Genomic DNA, 14949 nt, shown 5'->3' with positions numbered 1-14949 from the left:
GTCGTTGCCTTTAGACCAAACCCGTCACCGTCGCTTTAAGCGCGTTGCAAGCACGTTTCGAATTGAAAAGCTTGAATGGATTCTCAGGACACCAGGAAGGGTGGAAAGGATCTCTTTGTGGATCCGCTCGAATTCGCCAGCATTCGCAACCTCGACACGCAGAAGGTAGTCAGAGCCGCCCGTCATCAAAAAACACTCCTGGATTTCGGGATACCTGCGGACGGCCGCTTCAAAACGATCCAGGTGATCCTCGGTCTGCCGCTCGAGTGTAATGTTGATGATTACGGCCATCGCGGCCTCTGCGTTCGCCGCTTCGATCAGCGCCGTGTACCCCCTTATAACGCCGGCCTTCTCCATCAGCCTGATACGGCGCAAGCAAGCTGATGGGGACAGGCCAACGCCTTCGGCGAGTTTTGCGTTGCTTTGCCGGGCATCAACCCGAAGCAACCGGAGGATATTGCGATCGATAGCATCCAGAGCTGTCATGATCGATTATTTCATTAAGTGAACGATAATTTCAGTAAACATGGTTCAATTGCATAATCAATCGCTAAATCATGGGAAATTTCTCGATCGTTTCAATATCCTCTCTGGCAGCAAGAGAGGCTATCTGATGGACATGATTTTGGAATCCAGAAGCCAGGCGGCCTTAAGCTCCGTGGGAGCTTCGGGCTACCTGACGATCGATCTCGGTGCGCTGCGCCGCAACTATAAGCTTCTGTCGGAAATGGTAGCGCCGGCGCAGACGGCCGCCGTCGTCAAGGCCAACGCCTATGGTCTTGGCGCCGACCAGGTGGCGCAAGCGCTCTACTCCCAAGGCTGCCGGCATTTCTTCGTTGCCCAGTTCGTCGAAGCCGTACACCTTCGGCCCAATCTGCCGCCTGAGGCCCAGCTCTTCGTCCTCAACGGTTTGCAGCCTGGAAGCGAAATTCGCTGCGCCGAGAGCCGCATCATCCCCGTTCTCAACTCCTTGGAGCAGTTGCAGCAATGGGCTGGCGCGGCCCGCCGCCTGAAGCGCACGCTACCGGCGGTATTACAGTTCGACACCGGCATGTCGAGACTTGGCGTGCAGCCCAAGAAGCGGGCGGAGCTTTCGGCGTCGCTTAGGGAATTCGGGAATGTCGAGATCTTGTTCATCATGAGCCATCTCGCGTCCGCCGACGATGCTGGAAGCGAGCAAAATGGCGACCAGCTTGCCGAAATGAACCGGATCGCCGACGAGTTTCCCGGCTTCGACGTCTGCTTCGCTAATTCCGGCGGGATCTTTCTCGGCAATGCCTTTCACGGTGTGCTCGCCCGTTCCGGAATTGCGCTTTACGGTGGCGCCCCGACTGCAGGTGTTGCAAACCCGATGGAGGCGGTCGTTCACCTGGATGTCGCGGTGGTGCAGATCCAGGCGGTCCAGGCCGGTGCTCGTATCGGCTATAGTGGTGCTCATGTCGCGGAGGGCGAAATGCGCCTTGCGACGCTTGCGGCGGGTTATGCCGACGGGCTGCTGCGCAGCCTGAGCGGTCGTGGAGCGGTTTACTACGATGGCGTACGCCTTCCGATTGTCGGCCGAGTTTCGATGGACAGCATGACAATTGACATATCTGCCCTGCCGGAAGGCACGCTAACCCTCGGCAGCTTCGTTGAAGTGCTCGGCCCTCATCAGACGTTGGAAGACCTTGCCCGCGACGCCGGCACAATCTCCTACGAAATCTTGACCGGCCTCGGTCAGCGCTATCATCGGCGGTATCGCTGAACATTTATTTTCGCGTAAGGATACACATGAAAGTCATCGTTCTCGGCGCCGGCATCATCGGCGTGACGTCCGCCTACCAACTTGCCAAGTCCGGACACGAGGTTATCGTTGTCGACCGCCAAGAGGGGCCGGCATTTGAAACGAGCTTTGCCAATGCCGGCGAAGTCTCCTTCGGCTATTGCTCGCCGTGGGCCGCACCCGGCATTCCGATGAAGGCAATCAAATGGCTGTTCATGCAATACGCGCCGTTGATCCTGCGCCCGAAGGTCGATGTCGCGATGCTCTGCTGGCTCGTCAGGATGTTGTCGAACTGCACATCCGAGCGGTATGCGATAAACAAGAGTCGTATGCTGCGGCTTGCAGATTACAGCCGGATTTCGCTCGCCGCGCTACGTGCCGAGACAGACATCGCCTATGATGAGCGCATGCAGGGGACACTGCAACTTTTCCGTACGCAGCAGCAGTTCGATGCCTCCGGCAAGGACGTCAAGGCTCTTGCCGCCGACGGCATTCCCTACGAGGTGCTGGACCGTGATGGGTGCATCCGTGCCGAACCGGCACTTGCTCATGTGCGCGACAAGATCGTTGGCGGTCTGCTGACGCCGAAGGATGAAACCGGCGACTGCTTCAAGTTTACCAATGCGCTCGCGAAGAAAGTCGAGGAACTCGGCGTGCGCTTCGCCTATGACACTCAGATCAAAGGGCTGGATGTGGCAGGCGGTCGGGTCCGCAGCGTCATCTGCGATCGAGAAATCCTTCGCGCCGATGCGGTCGTCGTGGCACTCGGCAGCTACTCTTCGCTGCTCCTGAAGCCGCTCGGCATCACACTGCCAGTTTATCCCGTGAAGGGCTATTCATTGACGATCCCAATCACCGACGCTTCGCGCGCGCCGGAATCGACCGTGATGGACGAGACTTACAAGATCGCCATCACCCGCCTTGGCGATCGCATCCGCGTTGGCGGCATGGCAGAGATCTCCGGATATACCAATGATCTCGGGCAGGCGCGCCGCCGCACGCTCGAACATTCCGTCACCGACCTCTTCCCCGGGGGCGAGGTCTCAAATGCATCCTTCTGGTCAGGATTGCGTCCGATGACGCCGGACGGGACGCCCGTCATCGGTCCAACGAAGATCACGGGCCTGTTTCTCAACACAGGGCATGGGACGTTAGGCTGGACGATGAGCTCTGGCTCGGCGCGCGTGATCGCCGATCTTGTCAGCGGTCGCAAACCTGAGATCGACGCGACCGATCTCGCGATCAGCCGATACTCCGGATAAGGATCCGGCATCGGCCGCGCCACCGCCAAGCGCCTAACCGACGAGGGTGCTCGCTTGGTCTTGACCGGGCACAATCCAGAACAGATTGCCGAAACGATGCTGCTCACGGCCGTCATCTTGAAAATGACGCTACCGATCCCGCCGCCGCCGAGTTCGGCACTGCCGTGCGCGATTAGGTATGGCGCGTCGACGGCGCCTTTCTCATGCCGGCATCGGGTGCATGGCGACGCTGAACGAAGCGAATGCCGATCAGTTCGACCTCCGAACTGCGGTGAATTTCCGTGGACACTCCTCCAGACCAAAGTCTTGGCACCCTTGATCAGGGATGGCGGAGCCCTGCTTTGGTCGATTCTGCGACGGTCGCCGGCGCCGACATGCTCATCTACAGCGGCTGCAAAGGCCGCCGTGCGACAGGCGGTGCGCTCGAACCCCGACCGCAACGGCCGGCGCATTCAATGAAGGTTCGCAGCGCCGATCACGCTTCCTTGTTGACTGGCGCTGGGGCAGCAGCGCGAAATCTTTATTAACTTCCTTCTCAAGCCAGCGTTCAGATGACATGAATTGTAACGCTCAAGCAGCAGGTGCGGCCGGCTCGAACGGTGGTGCCCGTTCCCGGATTGCATTTTGGCTACCTCATAGAATTGGACGCTGTAGCCGCCGTGGGCCGAGTTACTCTTGCAAGTGCCCACAGACGGACGCGCGCGCGACCGAACCTAAGACACCTACCGCCGCGAAAATTAGGGCATCAAGTCGATCGATGAGCGATATCTATCCAAAACCAAGCAGGCGGCCGTCGTCTTGAACGATCTGGGATGGTTCTCCTCTTGGTCTAGGTGCCGCGACCGACCCGATACTCATGCCTTCAGGTTGTCGCCGATCTGAAATGCAGAACAGTGCCTGAATAGAATGGAAAAGACGGTAGGGTGGCTTAGTCTCCAGCCAATGGACGGCTTCGCGAACGTCACGTAGTCAGATTCGAATCCACCGAAATCCGCAAGGGTGCGCAGTTCCGGGGCCGAGGCTCCGTCCGAGGCGTGATGCGACATTCAAACAGTAAATCTGCGGACCAGATCACGGCTCACGGCTTTTTAAATGGGTTTTCGGTGGTGCCCAGAGCCGGAATCGAACCAGCGACACGCGGATTTTCAATCCGCTGCTCTACCAACTGAGCTATCTGGGCATCCGTGCTTCGCAGAACATTCTTCGTTGAAAGAAGTGCGGGGCCTTGGTTCGCCCCGGAAGCGAGCGGGGTTATAGCATCTTGTCCGGCCATGGCAAGCAGCAAATGACAGTTTTTTGCCAACCGGGGACATTTTGCGGATTCACGAGCAAATTGAAGGGGTTCGCTGTGGATTATCGCTAGTTTTCGTCGTCGTAGTCCCTGCTCTTCTCGTCTTCGGCAACCGGAATGGCATAGGCGCCGTTCAGCCAGCGGGAGAGGTCGGCCTCGCGGCACCGGTTCGAACAGAAAGGATAGTGATCGCGGTGCGAGGGCTTGGCGCATTCCGGGCAAGGGCGCGTCTTGCGCAGCGGTTCGACCTTGGCGACGGTTTTTTTCTCTTCGGGCACGGTGATCTTCCTCCGGGCTCAGCCTTCAGGCCACCGGCTATGCACGTCGAAGCCTTCGCCGGTCAGCAGCAGGATTGTTTCATAAAGCGGCAGGCCGACGACATTTGTGTAGGAGCCCACCATTTTCTGCACGAAGCTGCCGGCCAGCCCCTGGATGCCATAGGCACCCGCCTTGCCGCGCCACTGGCCAGAGGCAAGATAGTTCTCGATCTCGAAACCGGAAAGGCGTTTGAAGCGCACTTTCGTCTCGGCGATCTTCTGGCGGATCTTGCGGTCGGGCGTCACCAGGCAGACGCCGGTATAGACCCAGTGGCTGCGGCCGGAAAGCAGATGCAGCGAGGCGGAAGCCTCGTCTGCGAACTCGGCCTTGCCGAGAATGCGGCGACCGACGGCAACCACAGTGTCGGCAGCAAGGATATAGCTGCCCTTCCAGGCCATGTCGCTCTTGATCGCGGCAAGGGCCGCTTCGGCCTTTTCCGTCGAAAGGCGCCGGGCAAGCGAACGGGGATGCTCGGATTTCCTCGGCGTCTCGTCGATATCCATCGGCATTAGGCGCGAGGGCTCGATGCCTGCCTGGTTGAGCAGGTCGACACGGCGCGGCGAGCCGGAAGCCAGAATGAGCTTGTATGTGAGCGCCATGGACCCTCGACCGGAAACGGAAGCCCTTGAAGCTTCCGGGCCAAGCCTATTTGAAACGATAGGTGATGCGGCCCTTCGTGAGATCGTAAGGCGTCATTTCCACAAGAACCTTGTCGCCGGCGAGAACGCGGATGCGGTTCTTGCGCATGCGGCCCGCCGTATGGGCGATGATTTCGTGCTCGTTTTCGAGCTTCACCCGAAAGGTCGCGTTCGGCAGAAGTTCGGTCACAATACCCGGGAATTCGAGGACTTCTTCTTTAGGCATATAAAGGTTTTCTTCCTGTCGGTTGAGATGACGGCATTGGCCGCCTTAAAATTTTCGCGGAAACTACACAATCAGGGGTCATTTGTGAACCTTGTTGATCGGGCTTTCTTCCTTTTGTTTCACGCCGATTGCGCGGCGATGCCATTTCTCCTGACGAGCCGTGTTTCGATGAGCGTCTCGAGGTGATCACGCACCTCACGGTAAGCGTCCAGAATCTGCTCGCGGGTCCCGGTTGTGACCGTCGGATCCATCGTCGGCCAATAGATCACGTCGACGGCGCTCGACCGCGTCAGTTCCAGTGCGGCGTGATGGGCCTGCGGCGAGAGCGTGATGATCAGATCGAAGTAGTCATCCTCGAGCTCGTCAAGCGTCTGCGGCTGGCGACGCCCGAGCGAAAGGCCGATTTCATCGAGCACGACATCGACAAAGGGGTCGCGCTCGCCGGCGCGAACGCCTGCGGAACGTATATAGGTATTCCTGGGCAGGATGCTACGGGCGATCACTTCGGCGATCGGCGAGCGGATGGCGTTCAGCCCGCACATGAAGAGAATCGCGCCGGGCGCCTTTCCTTCTGCCGTGGTCGGAGCCGGCGCCATCGCCGTCATCCGCGCCAGTAGAGCACGCAGACGAGCGTGAAGATGCGGCGCGCCGTGTCGAAATCGACCTCGATCTTCCCGGCAAGCCGATCCTTCAATGTCTGCGAGCCCTCGTTGTGGATGCCGCGCCGTCCCATATCGATCGCCTCGATGCGGCTTGGCGAGGCAGAGCGGATCGCCTCGTAATAGCTTTCGCAGATCATGAAATAGTCTTTCACGAGCCGGCGGAAGGGGGTCAGTGACAGGATATGGGTCGCAACATCCCGCCCGGCTTCCGTGGTGATCGCAAAGACGAGCTTGGAATCGACCAGCGAAATCTTCAGCCGGTAGGGTCCACCGCTGTGGCCGACTGGCTCGAAGCTGTTTTCCTCGATGAGGTCGAAGATCGCGACGGCGCGCTCGTGCTCGACATCAGGCGTCGAACGGCCGATCGTATCGTCAAGGACGATATCTGAGAGCCGGAAGTCGCCCTTCGCCATGCCTCACCTTTCGAGATTGAGACGGATCGCGACTGATCGCGCATGGGCGTCGAGGCCTTCGCAGACCGCGAGGGCAATCGCCGCCGGACCGAGATCGCGAAGCTGCTGCGGGCCGAGCCGGAGGATCGAGGTGCGCTTGACGAAGTCGAGCACGGAAAGGCCGGAGGAGAAGCGGGCAGAGCGCGCTGTCGGCAGGACATGGTTCGAGCCGCCGACATAATCGCCGATCACTTCCGGCGTATGGGCGCCGATGAAGATCGCGCCGGCATTGCGTATTCCGTCGAGCAGCGCATCCGGATCGGCAACCGCGAGCTCCAGATGCTCGGCGGCGATGCGGTTGGCAAGCGGTATCGCATCCTTCAGGTCCTTCACCAGGATGACCGCACCGAAATCCCGCCAGCTGCGGGCGGCGGTTTCCGCACGGTTTAAAGTCTTCAGCTGCCGCTCGACGGCGACTTCCACGGCCTTGCCGAATTCGGCGTTATCAGTGACCAGGATCGCCTGGGCACTTGCATCATGTTCGGCCTGGGCCAGAAGGTCGGCGGCGATCCAGTCCGGGTTGTTATCCTTGTCTGCGATCACCAGCACTTCCGACGGGCCGGCGATCATGTCGATGCCGACCGTGCCGAAGACCTGGCGCTTGGCGGCGGCAACATAGGCGTTGCCCGGGCCGGTGATCTTTGCGACCGGCGCGATCGTCTCCGTCCCGTAGGCAAGCGCGGCAATAGCCTGCGCACCGCTGACACGGTAGATTTCCGATACACCGGCAAGCTTGGCCGCAGCAAGTACGGCCGGATTGACCTCACCGCCCGTTGCCGGCACCGCAATGACGATGCGCTCGACGCCTGCGACCTTTGCCGGCACGGCATTCATGAGCACCGAGCTCGGATAGCTTGCCGTGCCGCCCGGCACGTAGAGACCGACCGCCTCGATCGCCGTCCAGCGCGAGCCGAGCCCGACGCCCATGGCGTCCTCGTAGATATCGTCCTTCGGCAGCTGGCGGCGATGATGGGATTCGATACGGACGGCCGCAACCTTCAGCGCGCCGAGCACTTCGGAAGGCACTGCTTCCACCGCGGCATCGATTTCCGCTTCGCTCACGCGCATCGGCACATCGGCAAAATCGATGCCGTCGAATTTCTTGCAATATTCGGCGAGCGCTTCATCACCGCGGGCGCGCACGTCGTCGATGATCGTGCGCACGGCCGCGTTCACGTCTTCTGAAACCTCACGCTTGGTTGTCAGAAACGCGGCGAAGCGCTGCTCGAAACCGTCCGATGTCTGATCCAGCCAGATTGCCAACGCAGATATTCCTTCTCAATTCGACACGGGGACGTCTTCACGCACCGGGGTGGCGGGGCTTGGAGGCGGTTTCCCATGCCCCACCGATATCCGCAAGCTGCACTTCGATGCATTCGACGTCGAGGACGATCTCGGCTGCGCCGGCAAGCGTCAGCTCGACCGTGCCATCCGGCCCCTCCCCCTTCTGTTCGAAGCCGACGGACAGCAGGGACAGTACATCGTCCCGCCGCTGGCGGTCGATCCCGGTGGAGCGGACGGCCAGAACGCGCTTGAAGATCAGCGCCGCCCGGTGGCGCTCAAAGCCCTTGCGCTTGTTGAGGGCATCTTCCCAGACAAACCGGTTGGCGGCTATCGAAAACTGCCCGTCCCGCGGCGACCAGGCCATGTCCCCGACCTTGAAGACGCTGTCCTGCATATGGGCGGAGACCACGGCAAGGTCTTCACTATCGAGCGCAAGAAGCTTCAAATCGGTCATGCAGGCAAAACCCCTGGGTCCATCGCGCACCGCCGGGATGGCGATGCGTTCGACAAGGGAAATAGGATGCCGCGGCTAAATGCGCAACCGGAATAAAGGGCGTAGAACCGCCCTTCCCTATTCGCTGACGCGCTCGACGATCGCGCCGCAGCGGGTGAGCTTTTCTTCCAGCCGCTCGAAGCCGCGATCGAGGTGATAGACGCGCGACACCATAGTTTCACCTTCGGCGGCAAGACCGGCGATCACCAGCGAAACGGAAGCACGTAGGTCCGTTGCCATCACCGGAGCGCCCTTCAGCCGCGGCACGCCCTCGATCTTCGCCGTCTGGCCGGAAAGCGAAATCTTCGCGCCGAGGCGGGCAAGCTCCTGCACATGCATGAAGCGGTTTTCGAAGATGGTTTCCGTCACATGCGAAATACCGGAGGAGCGCGTCATCAGTGCCATGAACTGCGCCTGCAGGTCCGTCGGGAAGCCGGGGAACGGATCGGTCACGACATCGACCGGCCTGATGCCGGCACCATTGCGCCTGACGCGCACGCCGTTGTTGGTCGGCGAGATTTCCGCGCCGGCACGGCGCAGGGTCTCGAATGCAGTTTCGAGCAGAGCTGCATCGGTGTTTTCCAGAACGACGTCGCCACCGGTCATCGCGACGGCCATGGCATAAGTGCCGGTCTCGATGCGGTCCGGCAGGACGCGGTGGCGCGCGCCGGAAAGCGATTGCACGCCTTCGATGGTGATCGTCGAGGTGCCCTGGCCGGAAATTTTTGCGCCCATGGCGTTCAGGCAGTTGGCGAGGTCGACGACTTCCGGTTCGCGCGCGGCATTGCCGATGACCGTGGTACCGCGGGCAAGCGTTGCCGCCATCATCATGACATGGGTCGCACCGACGGAAACTTTCGGGAAAGCGTAGCGCGCGCCGATCAGGCCTCCGTTCGGTGCCGTGGCGTTGATATAGCCGCCGTCGATTTCGAGGTTTGCGCCGAGCGCTGCAAGTCCTTCGAGAAAGAGATCCACCGGACGCGTGCCGATGGCGCAGCCGCCCGGCAAAGAGACGCGGCAGTGGCCTTCGCGCGCGAGGAGCGGTCCGATGACCCAGAAGGAAGCGCGCATCTTCGAGACCAGCTCATAGGGCGCGGTCGTATCGACGATGGTGCGGCAGGTGAAGTGGATCGTGCGTGCATAGGAGTCTTCCTGGCGCTCGCGGCGGCCGTTGACGGCAACGTCGACACCATGATTGCCGAGGATGCGCATCAATAGTTCGACATCCGCCAGATGAGGGACGTTTTCGAGCGTCAAGGTATCGCTGGTCAAAAGCGAGGCGATCATTAGCGGCAAGGCAGCATTCTTGGCGCCGGAAATCGGAATGATGCCATTGAGCTCATTACCGCCGACAATTCTGATACGATCCATATGGGCTTACGGGCTGTGCCCGCCTTTCTGAAAGTTCTGCCTTTAAAAGGGATGGGGGTCTTTAGACGAAATCCGGGCACGCTTCAATTCGCCGTGAACCGAACATTACGATTCGTCCATTTTTGCGGCAGGAAGCCCATTTGTCTCGTCCGCCTGGCCGGAGCGGCGCGCCCGTGTCTGCTGTTTGCGGCGGGCGAGATTTTCGCGAAGCTTTTCGGCAGCGCGTTCGCGGCGCAATTTCGCCTGCTCTTCGATCACCGCCTTGCGGCCCTTTGCGGCATTTTCGATCTTGTCGTCCATGCTTGATGTTTAGCGGATTCCGCCTCGCGCAAAAAGGGCCTTGGCCTTAATACATGCGAAGTTGGAATTTGCGGCTTGCGCTTATCAAGAAGCTGTGGCAATAGGCCCCCCGTTCACGCAATGCAGCCGTTGGCTCATGCGTCCTGGTCCTGCTGCCGTAGCTCAGTGGTAGAGCACACCCTTGGTAAGGGTGAGGTCGGTGGTTCAATCCCACTCGGCAGCACCAGTTTTCCACAAAGAAAACAATAGCATGACAGGCGAACATAGTGCGATGGCCGTGCGCAGAACCACATGAAAGCGCGGAACGAAACGCGAATTGCACAGGAAATCCGTGCAGTCGGTTCTCGGGATGTTCACACAATGGCCGTCTGCGGAATCGCTTTCAGAGCATTTTGCGGAGTCCCATGATATCGCGGTGAAACAGTCCTTCATGTTCGGCACGACTGGCGACCATCGCAATGGCAGCGACGCACCGCCATAAGCAGACGAAGAATGGAGCCCGGCGCCCCTGCAATGGGCGCCGGCCCTCACTACACTCGAACTCCGAAAATCTCCGAAACGTGTTGCGGCCGAGCGCTACAAGAGCGATAATTAACGCCCGAACGGAATGACGCAGACGGCTTCGCTTGCCGCGGGGCTGATAGCGGCCCGGGACGAGCAAATCAGGAAATTCGCCATGCACAATGTCTCTCGGAGAAATGCCATTCGCCTCGTTCTGGCGGTCACAGCCGCCCTGTTTGCGACCTCGATGCCCTCTTTTGCCACGGAAGCGGTTCCGCTGGCGATCAAGGGTTATGACCCGGTCGCCTATTTCACCATCGGAAGCCCCACGCGCGGGCTGCCGGAGATCGAGTACGAATGGGATGAGCACCGCTACCTCTTCGTGAACGCCGACCATCGCGAGCTTTTCAAGGCCGATCCTGTTCGCTACGCGCCAGAGTTCGGAAATTTTTGTGCAATGGCGCTGGCCCTGGGCGAGCTCGACGAGGCCAACCCGGAGAACTGGCTGATCAGCGACGGAAAGCTTTATATTTTCGGCAAACCGGCCCCGATGGGACCCGCGCTTTTCCAGCAGGACCTTGCTGCGAACATCGCGAAGGCCAACCAGAACCGCGCGCTGCTTGAAGGACATTAGCGGTCCATTCTCTCGGCCGGTGACAGGTCGCCTGTGACAGGGTAGAGGCGGGCCTTGCGGAATCCGTCGCGCAGATGTTCGAGATCGCCAGAGCTTAGAAACTTGGTTCCGAACTCCTGCGGGTCGAAGGTTGGGTCGACGCGGCGTATCATCGCCACGACACGCGCGGCATCCTCCGCTCGATCGTCTTGCGCATAGGCTGCCGCCAGCAGGATACGGCTGAAGTTCGCGCCTGCGGTTGTTCGAAGACTAAGTTCCGCCTGTTCGATCGCCGCGTCGTAACGCCGTTTCAGATAGTAGGCCAGGCTCAGCGCAAAGCGATCGATCGCATTGAGATCGGGGTCGATACGCTGCGCCTGCTCCAAGGCCTCGATCGCCGCATCCGTCTGTCCCAGCCACAACAGGATGGTGCCGCGCCCGGCGAGGCCGTGAGCATCGTTCGGATTGATCGCAATGGCGCGCTCGATCTCAACCTCTGCCTGGTTGTATCTCTGACGAAAGAGGTGGATGTGGCCGAGAGTGATGCGCGCGCGCACGTCGAAATCATCAAGGCTCAGCGCCTTGATTGCCAGTTCCTCGGCACGGCTCAGGAAGGCGGTTGGCGATTCCGCCCAGCCCATCGAGCTGGCAATGTGATAGGTTTCGGCAAGGGCCGCATATGCAGCAGCGTAGTTCGGGTCAAGCTCGATGGCGCGTCTGAGCAGGGCGCGCGCCTCCACATTGTTTGCATGCGTCGGGCTCTGCAATGCCGGCCTGGCGCGCAGCACGTAATCATAGGCTGCGAGATTTTCGGTTGGCTTCGCGAACACCCGATTTTGTTCGATCTGCGTCACGCGAATCGCCAGGACTCTGACGATGCGAGTGACAATGTTGTCCTGCAGCGCGAACACGTCCGCCAGCGCCTCCTCGAAGCGTGCAGACCAAATCACCCGTCCCTGCCTTGTGTCGACGAGTTGCGCGATGACCCGCACGCGGTCGCCGGTCTGGCGGACGCTGCCTTCGACCAGATAGCTGACGGCGAGACCGCGGCCGATCTCCTCCGGGCTTGCGGGCTTTCCCTTGTAGGGGAAGACCGCGTTCCACGACATTACGGTCAGCGCGGAGAACCGTCCGAGTGCGTTGATGATATCCTGCGTCAATCCATCCGCGAAATACTGACGAGCCGAATCGTCGCTCTGGTTCAGGAACGGGAGAATGGCGATCGCGGGTTTCGTGCCGACTTCAGCACTTTTTGTGAATTGATCGCCAGAGCGCAGAATGCTGAGAAGTTTCCACTCAGAGCCTAGACCGGCCCATAGCGCGCCTAAAATAAGCAAAATCATCAGAGCCAGAGCGGCGAACAATCCCCGGCGCCAGCCGGCGGGCGCCGGAGCGGCCGTGGCGGAGAGCCGCACGCGAAAGGCGCGCACCGGCCGAGCGATGTTCTTGAGCTTCTGTTCGCCGATATCCTCAAAGGCAATGTCGAGCTTGCCTTGCACGTCTTCCTGCACGCGGCCCGAGACGCAGATGCCGCCAGGCTCCGCGAGCCCCTCCAAGCGAGCCGCCACGTTGACGCCATCCCCGAAAATGTCGTCATCCTCGATGATGATGTCGCCGACATTGATGCCGACGCGGAACTCGATACGTTGTCCTGCCGGCACCGCGACATTGCGTTCCGCCATGCCGCGCTGGATCTCGACGGCGCAGCGCACGGCCTCGACCACACTCGCGAACTCGACCAGCATCCCATCGCCGGTGGTCTTGACAATCCGCCCGCGGTGTTCGTTGATCTTTCGGTCGACCAGAGCACGCCGATGCGCCTTCAGCTGGGCGAGCGTACCTTCCTCGTCGTTGCCCATCAGCCGGCTGTAGCCGGAGATGTCGGCCGCTAGAATGGCCGTAAGTCGCCGCTCTACATTCTCGGTTGACAATCCGACTCTCCCCCGTGCGCTTCGGCCACCTTTCCGATAGCTCTGGGCGAAGCCCCAAGGAGCCCCCGATCGAAGGCGAGCGTCGCGCCCACCGCTGGGGCGGTGGAACCGCGAACGCTATGACCTGCTCGGCCACACCCTCACCGATCTTTTGGCCCGCAACCACATCGGAGCGAAAATGGACGCCGGCCCCCATGCGCGCGTCGGCCGCCTGCTTGGCCGTCACGCTCCATCAGCGCGGAGTAGCCCACCACATCGGCAGCAAGAATGGCAGCAAGCTTGCGATCCACGATGGCTTTCTTTAAGACCACCTATGCCCGAGGAATGCACCGTAGCAGAAATCGGAGGCATTGTATCGCCGCAAGGCCCTTTGCTGTGCATGCACCGGAAGGTCTGGAATGGGTCATGAGCGCTGGTTGCGTTCACTGTCGGGTTTCGGAAAGAAAAATCAGTCCGGGGAACGTCAGCAATGGGCGGTGGGTTCAACTAATCGCTGCAACACACTCTGCAAACCTCTCCGCGGGCGTCTGATAAAGCAAGGTCTTTCTTGGACGTTCGTTGAGCTGCCTTGCGATAGGACATCAAGGTTCCTGTCATTTGATCTCCCACGTCGTGTTATGCGGGATGTCCATCGCAGTATAGCCGCCGGGACCAGCCAGCGCAGGCATCGCTATACAAGCAAAGGGCTCACGCCCCGTGATGCCCGCGTACTTGCCGGTGCCGCCCGTGATAATATGGGTGCCACAATCCATTTCCGGCTGCGACTTGTCGAGATCGCGTGTATCGAAGGTCGAGAAGATCTTGTCGCCGTCCCGATCGGCCAGCACACAAGCGCCATCAATGTAGTTCTTGTCGCCCGAAGCAACGCTTACCGCCGTGCAATGTGCTGACATCTTGTCGAGCATCGCCTCTCCCTTCATATTTTCGGTGGTCCCGACCGCCTCCAGCGCGGTGGCCGTACCGACTCCGGGAATGTCAATGCTCATCAAAGGCCGAAAAACGAAATGCGTGACATAGGGCGTGGTCCCCTTCTTTTCGATCGGCTGTCCGAGGACGACTCCAGGAGCTAAGCCCAGGAGTAGTCCGGAGAGAAGCGCTGTTTTGACAGGTGTCATCGCTGCGGCGCATGCCGCGATTGTGGGTTTCATTGGTTCCTCCATGGTGCGAGCGGTGGATCCAAGCCGATGCTCAGCGCCGCCGCAGATTTAGAGGCGACCTGCTTGTGCTTCGAGACGTGTGTGGTTTCACCGAGCGCCTGTTCCCCAGATCGAGATCAAGCGTGCGGTCGTAAGTCAGCCCGATTGGCTGCGACAGCGCCTGGGACGAGGCTGCATCTTCGATCGCCGATGCCCCGGACTCCTCCAAGCTCATGCCGTAGCCGACGCATGAGCAACTGCCTCTTCAACTAAGATACCACAATTAGCGTGCCGAGCCACGTTCCGCGTGTCTCCGTCAAAAAGTACGACGCAATGATTGCGGCTACCGCGATTGTTAGAGGCGCCCGCGCCGTTTACACGGTCGACAATGGGTTCGGGAAATACCTGCAAGGCACAGATGTCGAACTGATAATAGTTGATGACTTGCCGCTACCGCCGGAAAATCCGCAGCGAAAACTACAGCTGCAGCGTTACCCAAAAGGCGTGTTAGAGGGACCAAGAGTACCCAAAAGAGATAGCTTTTTTGTCCATGTTCACTGACCTAATGTCAAACGACCGGCGATTCCCCAAGGCGACGGCAAAGGGGCAGACATGGCACACATTCAACCTACTAGCGTTGGTGGCTTCACTCTCCGGCCGAACTTGCTATCGGTCCTATCGATACTATTCGTTGTGGCGTTCGTTATTC

The 14949-nt window shown here is 60.1% G+C and carries 15 protein-coding genes and 2 tRNA genes; 4 read left to right on the top strand and 13 right to left on the bottom strand.

What is annotated here, in order from left to right:
• Nucleotides 1–24: 24 nt before the first annotated feature.
• Nucleotides 25–486, bottom strand: coding sequence for an Lrp/AsnC family transcriptional regulator (locus tag RGR602_RS03155; protein WP_039843901.1), 462 nt, complete (start codon nucleotides 484–486; stop codon nucleotides 25–27).
• A gap of 127 nt (nucleotides 487–613) precedes the next feature.
• Between RGR602_RS03155 and alr the strand changes: the two genes are divergently transcribed.
• Both alr and RGR602_RS03145 read left to right on the top strand, forming a co-directional pair.
• Complete coding sequence (gene alr, locus RGR602_RS03150; protein WP_039846615.1) at nucleotides 614–1744, top strand: alanine racemase; 1131 nt, start codon at nucleotides 614–616, stop codon at nucleotides 1742–1744.
• 26 nt (nucleotides 1745–1770) lie between these two features.
• On the top strand, nucleotides 1771–3024 hold the full coding sequence (locus tag RGR602_RS03145) for a D-amino acid dehydrogenase (protein WP_039843900.1): 1254 nt from the start codon (nucleotides 1771–1773) through the stop codon (nucleotides 3022–3024).
• 1104 nt (nucleotides 3025–4128) lie between these two features.
• Here the strand turns inward: RGR602_RS03145 and RGR602_RS03130 are convergent.
• From RGR602_RS03130 to RGR602_RS03085, 10 genes are all read right to left on the bottom strand, one after another.
• A tRNA-Phe gene (locus tag RGR602_RS03130) sits at nucleotides 4129–4204 on the bottom strand.
• Between the two features lie 179 nt (nucleotides 4205–4383).
• A complete protein-coding gene (gene yacG / locus RGR602_RS03125; RefSeq protein WP_039843897.1) occupies nucleotides 4384–4593 on the bottom strand; it encodes a DNA gyrase inhibitor YacG in 210 nt (69 codons plus the stop codon).
• Nucleotides 4594–4611: 18 nt separating this feature from the next.
• A complete protein-coding gene (locus tag RGR602_RS03120; RefSeq protein ID WP_022718246.1) occupies nucleotides 4612–5232 on the bottom strand; it encodes a Maf-like protein in 621 nt (206 codons plus the stop codon).
• Nucleotides 5233–5278: 46 nt separating this feature from the next.
• Nucleotides 5279–5497 (bottom strand): translation initiation factor IF-1, encoded by a 219-nt coding sequence (gene infA, locus RGR602_RS03115; protein ID WP_003545338.1) that lies wholly within the window; start codon nucleotides 5495–5497, stop codon nucleotides 5279–5281.
• Between the two features lie 119 nt (nucleotides 5498–5616).
• On the bottom strand, nucleotides 5617–6102 hold the full coding sequence (locus RGR602_RS03110) for an arsenate-mycothiol transferase ArsC (RefSeq protein ID WP_407692038.1): 486 nt from the start codon (nucleotides 6100–6102) through the stop codon (nucleotides 5617–5619).
• On the bottom strand, nucleotides 6099–6572 hold the full coding sequence (locus RGR602_RS03105; RefSeq protein WP_039843895.1) for a UPF0262 family protein: 474 nt from the start codon (nucleotides 6570–6572) through the stop codon (nucleotides 6099–6101). Before RGR602_RS03105 ends, RGR602_RS03110 begins: the two co-directional genes overlap by 4 nt.
• A 3-nt stretch (nucleotides 6573–6575) precedes the next feature.
• Nucleotides 6576–7874: a histidinol dehydrogenase gene (hisD, locus tag RGR602_RS03100; protein ID WP_039843894.1), complete on the bottom strand. Its 1299-nt coding sequence runs from the start codon at nucleotides 7872–7874 to the stop codon at nucleotides 6576–6578.
• Nucleotides 7875–7911: 37 nt separating this feature from the next.
• The gene (locus tag RGR602_RS03095) at nucleotides 7912–8349 is read right to left on the bottom strand and encodes a DUF2948 family protein (RefSeq protein ID WP_039843893.1); all 438 of its coding nucleotides are present in this window, start codon (nucleotides 8347–8349) and stop codon (nucleotides 7912–7914) included.
• Between the two features lie 117 nt (nucleotides 8350–8466).
• The gene (gene murA / locus RGR602_RS03090) at nucleotides 8467–9759 is read right to left on the bottom strand and encodes a UDP-N-acetylglucosamine 1-carboxyvinyltransferase (RefSeq protein ID WP_039843892.1); all 1293 of its coding nucleotides are present in this window, start codon (nucleotides 9757–9759) and stop codon (nucleotides 8467–8469) included.
• A 105-nt stretch (nucleotides 9760–9864) separates the two neighbouring features.
• Nucleotides 9865–10059 carry a hypothetical protein gene (locus tag RGR602_RS03085; protein WP_039843891.1) on the bottom strand — a complete coding sequence of 65 codons (195 nt, stop codon included), beginning with the start codon at nucleotides 10057–10059 and terminating at the stop codon, nucleotides 9865–9867.
• 151 nt (nucleotides 10060–10210) lie between these two features.
• Here RGR602_RS03085 and RGR602_RS03080 point away from each other — a divergent pair.
• Both RGR602_RS03080 and RGR602_RS03075 read left to right on the top strand, forming a co-directional pair.
• Nucleotides 10211–10285 (top strand) — tRNA-Thr (locus RGR602_RS03080).
• 450 nt (nucleotides 10286–10735) lie between these two features.
• Nucleotides 10736–11194: a YHS domain-containing (seleno)protein gene (locus RGR602_RS03075; RefSeq protein ID WP_039846614.1), complete on the top strand. Its 459-nt coding sequence runs from the start codon at nucleotides 10736–10738 to the stop codon at nucleotides 11192–11194.
• Here RGR602_RS03075 and RGR602_RS03070 read toward each other — a convergent pair.
• Both RGR602_RS03070 and RGR602_RS03065 read right to left on the bottom strand, forming a co-directional pair.
• Entirely contained in the window at nucleotides 11191–13104 is a 1914-nt protein-coding gene (locus tag RGR602_RS03070) for an adenylate/guanylate cyclase domain-containing protein (protein WP_039843890.1), read from the bottom strand. The genes RGR602_RS03075 and RGR602_RS03070 overlap by 4 nt on opposite strands.
• Before the next feature lie 593 nt (nucleotides 13105–13697).
• Complete coding sequence (locus tag RGR602_RS03065; RefSeq protein ID WP_022715542.1) at nucleotides 13698–14252, bottom strand: hypothetical protein; 555 nt, start codon at nucleotides 14250–14252, stop codon at nucleotides 13698–13700.
• Nucleotides 14253–14949 lie beyond the last annotated feature (697 nt).

Origin of the sequence: Rhizobium gallicum bv. gallicum R602sp, from assembly GCF_000816845.1 — a bacterium.
Lineage (GTDB): Bacteria > Pseudomonadota > Alphaproteobacteria > Rhizobiales > Rhizobiaceae > Rhizobium > Rhizobium gallicum.
This window is presented reverse-complemented; position numbering and strand designations above follow the sequence as displayed.

What these genes read in the sequence shown, in the direction of transcription:
- RGR602_RS03155 (WP_039843901.1), bottom strand. Translation starts at nt 486, where the DNA reads ATGACAGCTCTGGATGCTATCGATCGCAATATCCTCCGGTTGCTTCGG.
- alr (WP_039846615.1), top strand. Translation starts at nt 614, where the DNA reads ATGGACATGATTTTGGAATCCAGAAGCCAGGCGGCCTTAAGCTCCGTG.
- RGR602_RS03145 (WP_039843900.1), top strand. Translation starts at nt 1,771, where the DNA reads ATGAAAGTCATCGTTCTCGGCGCCGGCATCATCGGCGTGACGTCCGCC.
- RGR602_RS03120 (WP_022718246.1), bottom strand. Translation starts at nt 5,232, where the DNA reads ATGGCGCTCACATACAAGCTCATTCTGGCTTCCGGCTCGCCGCGCCGT.
- infA (WP_003545338.1), bottom strand. Translation starts at nt 5,497, where the DNA reads ATGCCTAAAGAAGAAGTCCTCGAATTCCCGGGTATTGTGACCGAACTT.
- RGR602_RS03110 (WP_407692038.1), bottom strand. Translation starts at nt 6,102, where the DNA reads ATGACGGCGATGGCGCCGGCTCCGACCACGGCAGAAGGAAAGGCGCCC.
- RGR602_RS03105 (WP_039843895.1), bottom strand. Translation starts at nt 6,572, where the DNA reads ATGGCGAAGGGCGACTTCCGGCTCTCAGATATCGTCCTTGACGATACG.
- RGR602_RS03095 (WP_039843893.1), bottom strand. Translation starts at nt 8,349, where the DNA reads ATGACCGATTTGAAGCTTCTTGCGCTCGATAGTGAAGACCTTGCCGTG.
- murA (WP_039843892.1), bottom strand. Translation starts at nt 9,759, where the DNA reads ATGGATCGTATCAGAATTGTCGGCGGTAATGAGCTCAATGGCATCATT.
- RGR602_RS03085 (WP_039843891.1), bottom strand. Translation starts at nt 10,059, where the DNA reads ATGGACGACAAGATCGAAAATGCCGCAAAGGGCCGCAAGGCGGTGATC.
- RGR602_RS03075 (WP_039846614.1), top strand. Translation starts at nt 10,736, where the DNA reads ATGCACAATGTCTCTCGGAGAAATGCCATTCGCCTCGTTCTGGCGGTC.
- RGR602_RS03065 (WP_022715542.1), bottom strand. Translation starts at nt 14,252, where the DNA reads ATGAAACCCACAATCGCGGCATGCGCCGCAGCGATGACACCTGTCAAA.